The organism is Ideonella sp., from assembly GCF_036277275.1.
Lineage (GTDB): Bacteria > Pseudomonadota > Gammaproteobacteria > Burkholderiales > Burkholderiaceae_C > Ideonella.
The window spans coordinates 24,689-37,163 of sequence record NZ_DASUNH010000003.1 but is presented as its reverse complement, the minus strand read 5'-3'; the positions used below and the strand labels follow the sequence as shown (position 1 = coordinate 37,163).

Sequence of the window (12,475 nt, the reverse complement as noted above, 5' to 3'; positions counted from 1 at the left end):
AGGGCCGCTCCCGAGGGTCTTGAACCCCCTCGGGGGGTGGGCCGGGCGTTGCCCGGACCTGGGGGCATGGTGACATGTTGGACTACGCCCTGATCGACGCCCTGGCCGCGGTGCTGCGCGAAGGCAGCTTCGAGCGCGCCGCGCGGGCGCTGCACCTGACCCCGTCGGCCGTGTCGCAGCGTGTGCGCCTGCTCGAAGAGCGGCTGGGCCAGGTGCTGGTCGTGCGCTCGAACCCGACACGCGCGACACCGGCCGGCCGCGCGCTGGCCCGCCATGCCGAACAGGTCGGCCTGCTCGAACACGAGCTGCTCGGCGAGCTGCCAGTGCTGGCGCAGGGCGTGCAGGGCCGTGTGACGCTGCCGGTGGCGGTGAACGCCGACAGCCTGGCGAGCTGGTTCATCGCCGCCGCGGCCGAAGCCACCGCCGACGCGCCCTTGCTGCTCGACCTGAGCCTGGACGACCAGGAACACACCGCCGAATGGTTGCGCAGCGGCGAGGTGGTCGCTGCCGTGACGGCGCTCGCGCAGGCCGTGCCCGGCTGCCGCAGCGTGCCGCTCGGCCGCCTGCGCTACTGCGCGACCGCCAGCCCGGCGTTCATGCAGCACCACTTCGCCGACGGCGTCGACGCGGGGTCTCTGGCCCAGGCGCCGACCTTGACCTTCAACCGGCGCGACCGCCTGCAGGACCAATGGATCGATCAGGTGCTGGGGCACGACCAGCCGGCGCCGACGCACTGGTTGCCATCGACGCAGGCTTTCGTCGACGGTTGTCTGGCCGGCCTCGGTTGGGGCATGAACATGCAGGCGATGGTGCAGCCGATGCTGGACCGCGGCGAGCTGGTCGAGCTGGTGCCGGGCCAGACGCTGGCGGTGCCGCTGTACTGGCAGCACCGGCGTCGCAGCCCGATGGTGTTGGAGGCGCTCAGCCGTGCGGTGCAGAAGGCCGCGGCCGCAGTGCTGGAACCTCTGGACGAGCCCGTGCGCTGACCGGCACGCTGGTGCGCAGCTGTCTTTGATAGCGCGCCGGCGTCACGCCGTACATGCCGGCAAAGCGGCGCGTCAGGTGCGCTTGATCGACCAAGCCGACCGCGGCCGCCGCCTCGGCCGCCGGCACGCCACGCGCCAGCAGCCGCTTGGCCTCGGCCACGCGCAACGCGATGCGCCACTGGTGCGGGCTGATGCCGTAGGCGGCCTTGAAGGCGCGCTGGAAATGGAACGGGCTCAGGCCCGCGAGCGCGGACAGCTCGGCCAGTCGCCACTCGCGTGGCAGGTCGGCGTGCAGCGCGTCGACGACGCGCTGGAACGGCCGCCCGCCAACCGGCACGGCGCAGGCCGGCGCCTGGTGGTCAGCGGCCAGCGGCGCGAGCAAGGCCAGCACGTCGGCCAACGCGGTGTCGGACGCCGGCGCCGATTCGGCCTGCCACAGCGCGGCCATCGCTTGCACCATCGCCGCGGCGCGGGCCGTGTCGCCGGACCAGACCGCACTGTCGAAGCGCCAGGTGGGCGCGCCACCGAGGTGAGCGGCCAGCACTGCCTCGTCGAGGTAGAGCATGCGGTAGCGCCAACCCTGGGGTGAGGCCGGACCACCGGTGTGCAGCTCGCCCGGCTGCATCAGCACGATCGCGCCGGCCGGGGCCAGGTGCTCGCGGCCGCGGTAGTCGAAGCGTTCCTGGCCGGCCTCGATCACACCGAGGCCGTAGCCGTCGTGGATGTGCGGCGCGAATTGGTGGTGCACGATGTGCGCGCGGTACAGCTCGACGCCCTCATGCCCGGTCGCGCGGCGGAACTCGGCCCGGTCCTGCGGCTGGTCGAAGTGTTCGGGCACGCCTTGCATGGTGGTGTTGGCGTCAACGCTCAGTACAGCGTCGCGGCCTGGCACGCCTGCAGCGCCGCGTCATAGTCGGCCCCATCGATGCTCGCGCGGCTCAGGGTTTCGAGGATCGTGCCAGGCGACGGCAGCGTGCTGCGCTCGACATGGTGCGACGGGTCCCACAGGTGCGAGCGCTTGATCGCGCGGGCGCACTGGAAGAACACGCTGGTGACATGGATCACCAGCACCGTGGCCGGTGACTTGCCATCGACATTGAATCGTTCGCACAAGGCCGGCGCCGCCGAGATGCGCGCCGTGCCATTGACGCGCAGCGTCTCGCCGACGCCGGGGACCAGGAACAGCAGCGCCACCTGCGGGTCGTGCACGATGTTGCGCAGGCTGTCGATGCGTTGGTTGCCGCGCCGGTCGGGCAGCAGCAGCGTCTTGTCGTCGGCGATCGTGATGAAGCCGGGGGCGTCACCGCGCGGCGAGGTGTCCAGCCCGTGCGGCCCGCGGGTGGCCAACACCGCGAACGGCGAGTCCTCGATGTACGGCCGGTACAGCGGGTGCACATGGTCGCAGACCTTGGCCAGCGAGGTGTCGCCGGGGCCGGCGCTGTAGAGGCCGCGCAGCGCCGATTCGCTGGCGAGGTCGTGCGAGGTGTCCGCTGCGAGGGCAGCCAGCGACACCCGGGAAGAAACCTTGTCGTCGTCAACCATGCCCTGAGGATAGGGCATGGCCAATGGTTGCCACTCTTACTTGAAGTTGTACTGCACGCTGGCGTAGAAGAAGCGCCCGCGCGGGTCGGTGTAGCTCGGGTCATAACCCGATATGAAATAGTAGGCCTGGTTCGAGAACGGCGGCGGCGTGTCGAACAGGTTGCGGATGCCCGCCCGCAACTTCAACGACTTGTCGATGGCCCAGGCGCCGGACACGTCCCACAGCGAGTAGGCCTTGACGTGGTTCTTGCCGACAACGTTGCCCGTCTCGGTGTCGATCGCAGAGTTCTGGTCTTCGTAGCCGGAGTAGTAGGTGTTCGACAAGGTCGCGCCGAAGTCTCCGTAGGTCCAGTCCAGGCTCAACTGGTGCCGCCAGCGCTGGACCACACCATCGGTGACGAACTTGCCCAGATTGCTGACGAAGGGGTCACCGTCACCGGGCTGCTGCTTGGATTCGAGCGTGTAGGTGCCGGCCAGACGCACGCCGAACTCTCCGGCCGCAGTCTTGATGCCGCTCCAGTCGACCACGATGTCCAGTCCGGAGGACTTGGATGCACCGCGGTTTTCCTTGCGGAGTTCGATGTAGCAGATCTCGCTGTCCTCCGGGTCGGGTTCTTCGCCGCAGGTGTCGATGAAGTCGACGTTGCCATTGCGGGGGTCCCGGTAGCGGTGGATCAGGTCAGCGTACTTGTCAGCCTGCGACAGGATCACGTCGTCGCCGAGTTCGCTGATCAGGTCCGAGCGGCGGATGTTCCAGTAGTCGACGCTCAGGCTCAGCTGTCGGCTGGGCTGCAAGACAGCGCCCAGCGAGAACTGGCGCGATCGCTCCGGTTTCAGATCGGGGTTGCTGTAGCGATGGGTTTCCCAGTTCCAGGCGCAGTACGTCAGGTCGTTGTCGTTTTCCGCCATGCACACCGGGTCGGGCAGCGTTGACGTCGCGCTCAGGACGGTGGGTCGGTAAAGGTCGGAAATCGATGGCGCACGGAAGCCGGTGCCGGCGGAACCGCGCAGCTTCAGCTCGGCGATGGGTTGGTACATGGTGCCAATCTTCGGATTGGTCGTGCTGCCTACACCCTGGTACTTGTCATGTCGAACCGCGAGCTGCACGGTCCATTCCTTGGTCAGTGGCGCGACCAGCTCGGCGAATGCAGCGGCCACCTTGCGACTGTGCCGCGTCGGTTCGATCTCACCTGCCACGTCGTCGTTGTTGATGTTGTCGCTGGCGTACAGATCGGACGGCTTGTAGCGCGTCTCTTCGCGCCTGAACTCCCCGCCCACACCGAGCGCCAGGTCACCACCGGCCAACGTGGCCAGCGCGCGCGAGGCCTTGAAGTCAATCGAATCCATCGCACCACGTGAGCGGCGCACGGTGTCGTTGACCTGGATCGTGTCGTAGAAGGCCTTGTTGCGGGCGGGGTCGAGGCCGAAGAGGTCGACGTCGCCGTTCTGGATCGCTTCGTTCAGGCGGTCGTAGAGCAGGTAGCCGTGCGTGTCCTTGTCGTCGACGCGGTTCACGCTGTGGTTCAGGCCCACGTCGTAATCCCAGCCCCATGCCTCGCCGGACAATCCCAGCACGAAGCGAAGACCGGTGCTGGTGAGCTCACTGGTCCGGTTGCCGGCTTCGGGCAGCCGCGCATGGACGCCGACGAGCTTGGGATCGTCGTCCTCGTCGGGGTCCCAGGCGATCTGGTCGAAACCGACGTCTTCCAAGCCGGGCACCAAGCGGTAGTCGAGCTCGGTGCGGGAGCTGGCCCGTGCCGCGGAGCCGACGTAGTAGGTCTTTGCGCGGCTGAGCGCCAGCTCGCCGTAGAGCTGATGAGATCCGCCGAGATCCACGGCGGCGCGCGTCAGCAGGCTCAACTTTTCAGACTTGGGATACAGCTCGGTGTCCCGCATGTAGTCGTAGGTGCAGGCATCGGCACCGCCGATGCCGTTGGGCAGGTACAGGGTCGCCGGCGGGTTGCAGTTCGGCGCACTGGTGTTGATCACCGGACTGCTCACCACGTGGTCTCCGATCTGGAAGTCCTGGTCCTGCAAGACACTCAGCTGCTCCGACGTGAGCACGACGTTCGCTGGGCTGGTGTAGCCGGACAGCAGGTGTGGCAGTCGCTCGGGCACCCGCAGGTCCTTGATGAAGTCGCGTTGCGAGGTGCGCAGTGATTCCGTGCGCTGGAAGTCCAACACGCCGAACACATTGAATCCCTGCCGGCCCAGCTCGCCGTAGCCAGCAGCGACCGATAACGCCGTCTTGCCAGCTCCACCTTCTTGAGTCGCGCCGCCATAGGCGTTCAGCTCCGCCCCCTGGAAATCGCTGCGTGTGATGAAGTTGATCACCCCGCCGATCGCGTCGGTGCCGTAGAGAGCCGAGGCGCCGTCCAGCAACACCTCGACCCTTCGAATCGCCGCGGCGGGAATGTTGTTCAAGTCAACCCCGGCATCGTCGCCAGGCGACGCGAAGTTCGCCATCCGGCGGCCGTTCAGCAAGACCAGCGTCGACGAGGTGCCGATGCCGCGCAGGTTGGCTGAATTGAACCCCTTCTGGTCGTAGCCGCCGACGTTGATACTCGCGCCGTCGGTCAGCCCGTTCGAGCTGGCGGTCAGCTTGCCCATCAATTCGGCCGCCGTCGTCACGCCCAGCTTGTCGATCTCTTCGCGGGTGATGGTCTGTACCGGCAGTGCGCCTTCGCCATCGATCCGCTTGATCAGTGACCCGGTGATCTCCACCCGCGCCGGCTTCGGCACCGCGCCTGCGTCATCCGCCACGGGGGTCTGGCCGTTGGCGGCCAGGGGCGCGGCGAGGGCCAACAGTGCCACCTTCGCCAACAGGTGCAAGGCGGGGTGGGCGTGGCGGGAGGCTGAGCTCATCGGGTCGCTTTCGACAATAGTGAGGGAACTGATGTGAGGGAACTGATGGGGCGAATGCAGTCTATGGAGCCTGCGATGCTTCGCAAAACAACACAGTCGCAGTCGTGGCAAGGGCGCAACTGCGGGCATCATCGCGGCGTGGCTTGCGGCCACGGTCCAATGCAAGAACGAGTCCATCCCCAGTTCTTGGTGGATGGGGGTGGCGGCCGATGCCAAGATGCCCCCGGGGAGCCGAGAACATATTGCCTGTCATGAATCGAAGCTTGAAAAAACTTGTTGCAGCGCTGGTCGCTGCCGTCGCCGTGGCGGGCCCGGTGGGCTCCGCGAGCGCCCAGGATCGGGCCGTCACCACCCCCTCGCCATCGCCACCGCCCGCATCTGCCCCGGCGTCTGCCCCTGCGGCAGTGTCGAGTGCGGTGCCGAGCGCAGTGCCAAGCGGGGCGCCCAGCGCCGGTTCCCGGGCTGCCTTTGGCGCCCGCGAGACCAAGGTCGGCGAGCCGGTCAAGGGCTACGCGGTCATCATCGGCGGCGCACTGAAGGCCGACAACGACGAGGTCTGGTCGCGCATGGTTGAGCTGTCCGGCGGCAAGGGCGCGCGCTGGGTGGTCTTCGGCACCGCGTCCGAAACGCCGGACAGGGCCGGCCGCCGGGCGTCCGAGCTGCTCGAAAAGCGCGGTGCGGTGGCAGAGTCGATGCCGGTCGCGCCGCAGCTCAAATGGGTCGACCTGGACCGTGCGGTGCGTGACCCACAGCTGCTTGAGCTGGTGCGCAACGCCAACGGGGTGTTCTTCACCGGCGGGGCGCAAGAGCGCATCGTCGACACCTTCAAGCCCGGCGGCCACAACACGCCGATGCTGAACGTGATCTGGGATGTCTACCGCCGCGGCGGCGTCGTGGCCGGCACCTCGGCCGGCGCGGCGATCATGTCGACCGTGATGTTCCGCGACGCACTCAGCGTCATCAACGTGATGAAGGGCCAGCTTCGCGAAGGCAAGGAGGTCGATCACGGCCTCGGCTTCGTCGGCCCGAATCTGTTCGTCGATCAGCACTTCTTGAAGCGCGGCCGCTTCGGCCGGATGATCCCGTTGATGCTGGCCAAGGGCTACAAGCTGGGCCTGGGCATCGAGGAGAACAGCGCCGCGATCGTGCAGGGCGACCAGGTCGAGGTGATCGGTGGCAAGGGCGCGTTGCTGATCGACCTGAACGACGTGAAGATCGACACCAACATCGGTGCGCTGAACCTCACCGGAGCCCGCCTCACCTACCTGGACAGAGGCGACCATTTCGACCTCGGGCTGCGCCGCATCGAGCCGTCCGAGCGCAAGCGGCGCGGCCAGTTCCTCGACCCGAACTCACCCAACTACAAGCCTGAGTACACCAACGAGCCGTTCTACATCGACATGCTGAGCGATTCGACGCTGAGCAACGCGATGGGCTTCCTGATCGACAGCAACCAGAAGGAAGTACGCGGCCTGAGCTTCGACCCGAAGGCGCCGGCCAGCGAGCCGCTCGCCGACCTGGGGTTTTCCTTCAGGGTCTACAAGGGCAAGGACAGCATGGGCTGGTACTCTGACGAGTCCGGCAGCGATGAATACTCGGTGGCCAGCCTGTACCTGGACATTGCCCCGGTGCGCATCAGCCGCCCGCTGTTTTCCCCCTGGACGCGCTGAGCACGAGCGCTTGTTCGTTGATGCGGCCCATCGAGCCGCTGTATAGCCGAGTTAGCTAGGAGAGATTGACCATGATCCTTCGCCGCACTACCGTCGTCGTCGCCGCATTGGCCGCGTTGTTGTCCATCGCCGGCCCCGCCGCCGCGCAGGCGCAGGCGCCGGACTGGAAGAAGGTCCGCATTGCCGTCGAGGGCGCCTACCCGCCGTTCTCCGAGGTCGGCACCGACGGCAAGATCAAGGGCTTCGACATCGACATCGCCAATGCGCTGTGCACCGAGATGAAGGCGGAGTGCACGCTGGTCAGCCAGGAATGGGACGGCATGATCCCCGCGCTGCAGGCGCGCAAGTTCGACGCGATCGTGGCCCAGATGTCGATCACCGAAGAGCGGCAGAAGTCGGTGCTGTTCACCAACAAGTACTCCAACACGCCCGCCTGGCTGGTCGCCAAGACGGGCACCCCCGCCGACCAGTCGGCTGCGGCCTGGAAGGGCAAGAAGATCGCCGTGCAGCGCACGACGACGCACGACCGCTTCGCGACCCAGCACTTCAAGGACAGCGAGATCGTGCGCTACGCGAAGCAGGACGAGGTCTTCCTCGATCTGGCCGCCGGCCGCGTCGATGCGGTGCTGTGCGATTCGGTCGCTGCCGACCTCGGCTTCATGAAGACGCCCGCGGGCAAGGGCTTCGCGCGCGTCGGCGCCCCGATCGACGACCCGAAGATCTTCGGCATCGGCGCCGGCATCGCCGTGCGCAAGGGCGACACGGCGCTGCAGCAGAAGCTCAACGCCGCGATCGCCGCGATCCGCGCCAATGGCACCTACAAGAAGATCCAGGACAAGTACTTCGCCTTCGACGTCTACGGCCAGTGAGGCCGTATGACGGCAGAGCCGGGTGCTGAAGAACAAGGGCCGAAGAGGGGTTAAAGGGGATGTTGCATGGCTATGGCGCGAGCCTGTTGGAGGGCTCGCTGCTGACGCTGGCAGTCGCGTTCGCGTCGTTGGCGATCGCGATGCTGCTGGGGTTGCTGGGCGCGATCGCGAAGCTGTCGCGTGTGCGGCCGCTGCGCTGGCTTGCCCAGACCTACACCACGCTGATCCGCGGCGTGCCGGACCTGGTGATGATGCTGACCGTGTTCTACGGCGGCCAGGTGCTGGTCAACCACATCGGTGACCGCCTCGGCTGGGGCTATGTCGACATCGACCCCTTCGTCGCCGGCGTGCTGACGATCGGTTTCATCTTCGGCGCCTACATCACCGAAGTCTTGCGTGGCGCGTTCCTGGCCGTGCCCGCGGGGCAGAGGGAGGCGGCACTGGCTTTCGGCATGACGCCGTGGCAGGTGCTGTGGCGCGTGGTCGGGCCGCAGATGCTGCGCCATGCACTGCCGGGCCTGTCGAACAACTGGCTGGTGATGGTCAAGAGCACCGCGATCGTCTCGGTGATCGGGCTGTCCGATCTGATGAACCGTGCCGGCCAGGCGGCGGGCGCGACGCGCGAGCCGTTCATGTTCTACCTCGCCGCGGGCGGCATGTACCTGCTGTTCACCAGCGTGTCCGAGTGGGGCTTCGCGATGCTGCAGCGCAAGCTGGCGATCGGCGTTCGCCAGGTCGCGGTCTGACGGGGAGCCGGCGCCATGGACTTCGACGTCATCCTCGACAGCCTTCCGCTGTATGGCCACGGGGCCCTGGTGACGCTGGCGCTGCTGGTCTTGTCGCTGGCCTTCGGGTTGGCGCTGGCGATGCCGCTGGCGATGCTGCGCAGCCTGCCGTCGCCGTGGGCCTGGCGGCCCGTCTGGGCCTTCACCTATGTGATGCGCGGCACGCCGCTGCTGGTGCAGGTCTTCCTGCTGTACTACGGGCTGGCGCAATTCGAGGTCGTGCGTGACAGCGCCCTGTGGCCGTTGCTGCGTTCGGCCTGGTTCTGCGCGGTCACGGCCTTCGTGCTGAACACCGGCGCCTACACCACCGAGATCCTCTACGGTGCGATGCGTGCGGTGCCCGGCGGCGAGGTCGAGGCGGCCAAGGCGCTCGGCATGTCGCGCTGGACGACCTTTCGCCGCATCATCCTGCCTTCGGCGTTTCGCCGCGCCCTGCCGGCCTATGGCAACGAGGTCGTGCTGATGCTGCACGCCACTTCGCTGGCCAGCACGGTCACGTTGTTCGACCTGACCGGTGCCGCGCGCGAGGTCAACTCGCGCTTCTACATGCCGTTCGAGGCCTTCATCACGGCCGGCGTCTGCTACCTGCTGCTGACCTTCGTGCTGGTGGCGCTGTTTCGCGCCGCCGAGGCCCGCTGGCTGACCCCGCTGACCGCGCGGTCCTAACTGTTTCGCTCCATGCGCACTGAACACCACCCGCTGCTGCCGGCCGCCCCCGGCGCCCGCCACGAACTGATCAGCCTCCATTACGGCACTTCGCATGGCCGGCCCGGCACCGGCCCGAAGGTCTACATCCAGGCTTCGCTGCATGCCGACGAGGTGCCCGGCATGCTGGTCGCCCACCACTTGCGCAGCCGCCTGGCGGCGCTGGACGCGGCCGGCCGCGTCGCCGGCGAGGTCGTGCTGGTGCCGGCGGCCAACCCCCTGGGGCTGGGCCAGTGGATGCTGCGTTCGCCGCAGGGTCGCTTCGAATGGGGCAGTGGCGAGAACTTCAACCGCCAGTTCACCGACCTGACCGCGGCCGTGCTCGAGCGCTGCGGCGACCAACTGGGGGCCGACGCGCAGACCAACGTGGCCCTGGTGCGGGCGGCGTTGCGTGGCGCCGTGGCGGCACTGCCCGCGACCACCTCGCTCGAACACCTGCGCCGCACGCTGCTGGGCCTGGCGGTGGATGCCGACGTGGTGCTGGACTTGCACTGCGACGGTGAGGCCTTGCTGCACCTGTACAGCACGCATGCCGGCTGGGCCGCGGGCGGCGAGTTGTTGACGCGTTGCCTGGGGGCCGAGGTGGCGCTGCTGGCCGGCCGCTCTGGCGGTGACCCGTTCGACGAAGCCTGCTCGATGCTGTGGCCCGATCTGGCCGAGCGTCTGGGCCCGGCCAAGCCGGTGCCGCCGGCCTGCCTGGCCGCGACAATCGAGCTGCGCGGCGAAGGCGACGTGACGCACGAGCTGGCCGCGCGCGACGCCGACGCGATCCTGGTCTATCTGCACCACCGCGGCGCGATCCAGCTCGACCCGGCGCCGGCGCTGCCACCCTCGGTCTGCGAGCCGACACCACTGGCCGGCTCGATGCCGCTGCACGCGCCCCACGGCGGCGTGCTGGTGTTCCTGTGCGAGGTCGGCCAGCGCGTGCGCACCGGCGAGCCGCTGGCCGAGATCATCGACCCGATCAGCGGTGCGGCGAGCGTGCTGGCCAGCCCGGTCGACGGCCTGTTCTTCGCCCGCGAGCGCAAACGTTTCGCCGTGGCTGGCATGCCGATCGGCAAGGTCGCTGGGCGCGAGGCGCTGCGCCAGGGCTCGTTGCTGTCGGCCTGACCCACCATGACTTCACCTGTTTCCCACCTCGGCCTCGTCGTCGACAACCTGCACAAACGCTTCGGCGACCGCGAGGTGCTGCGCGGTGTCTCGCTGAGGGCCAAGCCCGGTGACGTGATGGCGATCATCGGCGCCAGCGGCTCGGGCAAGAGCACGCTGCTGCGCTGCCTGAACCTGCTCGAGCAGCCGCACGAGGGCACGCTGCAGCTGGGCACCGAGACGCTGGCGTTGAAGCGCGACCGCGACGGCAGCCTGACGGCGGCCGACACCCACCAGCTGCGCCGCTGGCGCTCGCGGCTGGCCTTCGTGTTCCAGAGCTTCAACCTGTGGCAGCACCGCACCGCGATCGAGAACGTCACCGAGGCGCCGATCCACGTGCTCGGCCAGAAGCCGGACGAGGCGCGCGAGAAGGCGCGCGCGCTACTGGCCCGCGTCGGCCTGTCGCACCGAGAAAACAACTATCCGGCGCAACTGTCCGGTGGCGAGCAGCAGCGGGTTGCGATTGCCCGCGCGCTGGCCGTGGACCCCGAAGTGATGCTGTTCGACGAGCCGACCTCGGCCCTCGACCCTGAACTGGTCGGCGAGGTGCTGAAGGTGATGCGGGGCCTGGCTGCCGAGGGGCGCACGATGCTGGTCGTGACGCACGAGATGGAGTTCGCACGCGAGGTGGCCAACCACGCGATCTTCCTGCACCAGGGCTTGATCGAAGAACAGGGCGTGCCGCGCGAAGTGCTGGTCAAGCCGACCAGCGAGCGCTTGAAGCAGTTCCTGTCCGGCGGCTTGAAGTAGCGGCCGGCGCCACTCGGCGGCATCATTCGGTGCATGCGCCGAACCTGCCTTCTGCTGTCACTTGCCGCTGTCTTGTGGGGCCACGCGTGCCCTGCCAGCGCTGACGCCGACGAGCTGCGCCGCAATGTCTTCGACGACCCGTTCGTCCAGCTGACGCGGGCCTTGCCGGCTTGCCCGGTGCCCGAAGGCCCGTTGCTGACCGAAGCTGAGGCGAGGGCCCAGGCGCACGGCCGCATCGAACGGGGCACCAGCTGTTTTCGCGCCGGCCGCTGCCGCCTGCCCAACAGCTACCTGTACGACAAGGAACTCATGCCGCGCGTGCAGAAGGCGGTCGACGCTGATGGCCGCTTCAGCGGCACGACCAGCGTCTGGGCGTGGGGGCAGCGGCGTTGGATCTGGCTGCAGGGCTGCGTCGGGAGCGAAGCCGAGTCGCAAGCGCTGGAATCGCTGGTGCGCGGCATCGATGATGTCGAAGGGGTCGTCAACGAACTGAAGGTCGTGCCATGAATGAAGGCGGAACCGCGCGCCGGGCGCTGCTGTTGGTTGGGTTGTCGATCGCGGCCGGCACTCAAGCGGCCAGCCCACCACCGCCCGCCGTCAACTTCAGCCTCCAATGGCGCCTGACCCCGTGGCCCTCGCCGCCCGTGCCGACTGTCACCCCCGGCTCGGTCACCGTGTCGACCAACGGCCCCGCAACGACCACGGCGGGCTCGCAGACCACCCGCACCAGCACCCCCGAGCCATCCGCACCGCGACTCATTGTGCGCAACGGTGGCCAGGCGCAGATCGCGCTGCGCCGCGACGACACCTCCGCGCCGCCCGACTGGATCTGGACCGCGCTCGGGCAAGGTCTCGACAGCCGCACCCACCGCCACGCTCGCCGCGATGTGCTGTGGGTGCAGGTGCAGTGGCCCGGTGGCTCCGCGCAGGCTCAGCTCAGCTTCCGCTTCGAACAGCCGGTGTCCGACATCGTCGACGGCACCCGCGGCGATGCGGCCCAACAACTCGACGGCGACCTGCTGCTGCCCCTCGACCAATGGCAGGAAGTCGGCCACTGGACCGCACCTGACGGCACCGGCCAAGCTCTGCAACTTCGCCTTAACCGATTGCCTTAGTGGCTGTTCCGGCCCGGCGCAGCTCGGGCCCTCCAAGTG

General features: G+C 68.1%; 12 protein-coding genes. 9 read left to right on the top strand and 3 right to left on the bottom strand.

Annotated features, from left to right (window positions below):
• Positions 1 to 74: 74 nt before the first annotated feature.
• Positions 75 to 986 (top strand): LysR family transcriptional regulator ArgP, encoded by a 912-nt coding sequence (locus VFY73_RS00535; protein WP_329715942.1) that lies wholly within the window; start codon positions 75 to 77, stop codon positions 984 to 986.
• Here VFY73_RS00535 and VFY73_RS00530 read toward each other — a convergent pair.
• Genes VFY73_RS00530 through VFY73_RS00520 form a run of 3 tightly spaced genes read right to left on the bottom strand, consistent with a single transcriptional unit; the run spans position 922 to position 5,393 of the window.
• Positions 922 to 1,833 carry an AraC family transcriptional regulator gene (locus VFY73_RS00530; protein ID WP_329715941.1) on the bottom strand — a complete coding sequence of 304 codons (912 nt, stop codon included), beginning with the start codon at positions 1,831 to 1,833 and terminating at the stop codon, positions 922 to 924. The two genes, VFY73_RS00535 and VFY73_RS00530, sit on opposite strands and share 65 nt — an antisense overlap.
• Before the next feature lie 20 nt (positions 1,834 to 1,853).
• The gene (locus VFY73_RS00525; RefSeq protein WP_414654352.1) at positions 1,854 to 2,528 is read right to left on the bottom strand and encodes a pyridoxamine 5'-phosphate oxidase family protein; all 675 of its coding nucleotides are present in this window, start codon (positions 2,526 to 2,528) and stop codon (positions 1,854 to 1,856) included.
• 36 nt (positions 2,529 to 2,564) lie between these two features.
• A complete protein-coding gene (locus tag VFY73_RS00520; protein ID WP_329715939.1) occupies positions 2,565 to 5,393 on the bottom strand; it encodes a TonB-dependent receptor in 2,829 nt (942 codons plus the stop codon).
• 263 nt (positions 5,394 to 5,656) lie between these two features.
• Here VFY73_RS00520 and VFY73_RS00515 point away from each other — a divergent pair, with 263 nt between their 5' ends.
• From VFY73_RS00515 to VFY73_RS00480, 8 genes are all read left to right on the top strand, one after another.
• Complete coding sequence (locus tag VFY73_RS00515; protein WP_329715938.1) at positions 5,657 to 7,063, top strand: cyanophycinase; 1,407 nt, start codon at positions 5,657 to 5,659, stop codon at positions 7,061 to 7,063.
• Between the two features lie 71 nt (positions 7,064 to 7,134).
• Positions 7,135 to 7,932, top strand: coding sequence for an ABC transporter substrate-binding protein (locus VFY73_RS00510; protein ID WP_329715937.1), 798 nt, complete (start codon positions 7,135 to 7,137; stop codon positions 7,930 to 7,932).
• Positions 7,933 to 7,991: 59 nt separating this feature from the next.
• Positions 7,992 to 8,678 (top strand): ABC transporter permease, encoded by a 687-nt coding sequence (locus VFY73_RS00505; protein WP_329715936.1) that lies wholly within the window; start codon positions 7,992 to 7,994, stop codon positions 8,676 to 8,678.
• 15 nt (positions 8,679 to 8,693) lie between these two features.
• The gene (locus VFY73_RS00500) at positions 8,694 to 9,383 is read left to right on the top strand and encodes an ABC transporter permease (RefSeq protein ID WP_329715935.1); all 690 of its coding nucleotides are present in this window, start codon (positions 8,694 to 8,696) and stop codon (positions 9,381 to 9,383) included.
• 12 nt (positions 9,384 to 9,395) lie between these two features.
• Positions 9,396 to 10,532: a succinylglutamate desuccinylase/aspartoacylase family protein gene (locus VFY73_RS00495; protein ID WP_329715934.1), complete on the top strand. Its 1,137-nt coding sequence runs from the start codon at positions 9,396 to 9,398 to the stop codon at positions 10,530 to 10,532.
• 6 nt (positions 10,533 to 10,538) lie between these two features.
• A complete protein-coding gene (locus VFY73_RS00490) occupies positions 10,539 to 11,321 on the top strand; it encodes an ABC transporter ATP-binding protein (RefSeq protein ID WP_329715933.1) in 783 nt (260 codons plus the stop codon).
• A 33-nt stretch (positions 11,322 to 11,354) separates the two neighbouring features.
• The gene (locus tag VFY73_RS00485) at positions 11,355 to 11,828 is read left to right on the top strand and encodes a BON domain-containing protein (protein ID WP_329715932.1); all 474 of its coding nucleotides are present in this window, start codon (positions 11,355 to 11,357) and stop codon (positions 11,826 to 11,828) included.
• On the top strand, positions 11,825 to 12,436 hold the full coding sequence (locus VFY73_RS00480) for a hypothetical protein (RefSeq protein ID WP_329715931.1): 612 nt from the start codon (positions 11,825 to 11,827) through the stop codon (positions 12,434 to 12,436). Before VFY73_RS00485 ends, VFY73_RS00480 begins: the two co-directional genes overlap by 4 nt.
• The last annotated feature ends 39 nt before the right edge of the window (positions 12,437 to 12,475 follow it).

What these genes read in the sequence shown, in the direction of transcription:
- VFY73_RS00535 (WP_329715942.1), top strand. Translation starts at nt 75, where the DNA reads ATGTTGGACTACGCCCTGATCGACGCCCTGGCCGCGGTGCTGCGCGAA.
- VFY73_RS00530 (WP_329715941.1), bottom strand. Translation starts at nt 1,833, where the DNA reads ATGCAAGGCGTGCCCGAACACTTCGACCAGCCGCAGGACCGGGCCGAG.
- VFY73_RS00525 (WP_414654352.1), bottom strand. Translation starts at nt 2,528, where the DNA reads ATGGTTGACGACGACAAGGTTTCTTCCCGGGTGTCGCTGGCTGCCCTC.
- VFY73_RS00520 (WP_329715939.1), bottom strand. Translation starts at nt 5,393, where the DNA reads ATGAGCTCAGCCTCCCGCCACGCCCACCCCGCCTTGCACCTGTTGGCG.
- VFY73_RS00510 (WP_329715937.1), top strand. Translation starts at nt 7,135, where the DNA reads ATGATCCTTCGCCGCACTACCGTCGTCGTCGCCGCATTGGCCGCGTTG.
- VFY73_RS00505 (WP_329715936.1), top strand. Translation starts at nt 7,992, where the DNA reads ATGTTGCATGGCTATGGCGCGAGCCTGTTGGAGGGCTCGCTGCTGACG.
- VFY73_RS00500 (WP_329715935.1), top strand. Translation starts at nt 8,694, where the DNA reads ATGGACTTCGACGTCATCCTCGACAGCCTTCCGCTGTATGGCCACGGG.
- VFY73_RS00495 (WP_329715934.1), top strand. Translation starts at nt 9,396, where the DNA reads ATGCGCACTGAACACCACCCGCTGCTGCCGGCCGCCCCCGGCGCCCGC.
- VFY73_RS00490 (WP_329715933.1), top strand. Translation starts at nt 10,539, where the DNA reads ATGACTTCACCTGTTTCCCACCTCGGCCTCGTCGTCGACAACCTGCAC.
- VFY73_RS00485 (WP_329715932.1), top strand. Translation starts at nt 11,355, where the DNA reads ATGCGCCGAACCTGCCTTCTGCTGTCACTTGCCGCTGTCTTGTGGGGC.
- VFY73_RS00480 (WP_329715931.1), top strand. Translation starts at nt 11,825, where the DNA reads ATGAATGAAGGCGGAACCGCGCGCCGGGCGCTGCTGTTGGTTGGGTTG.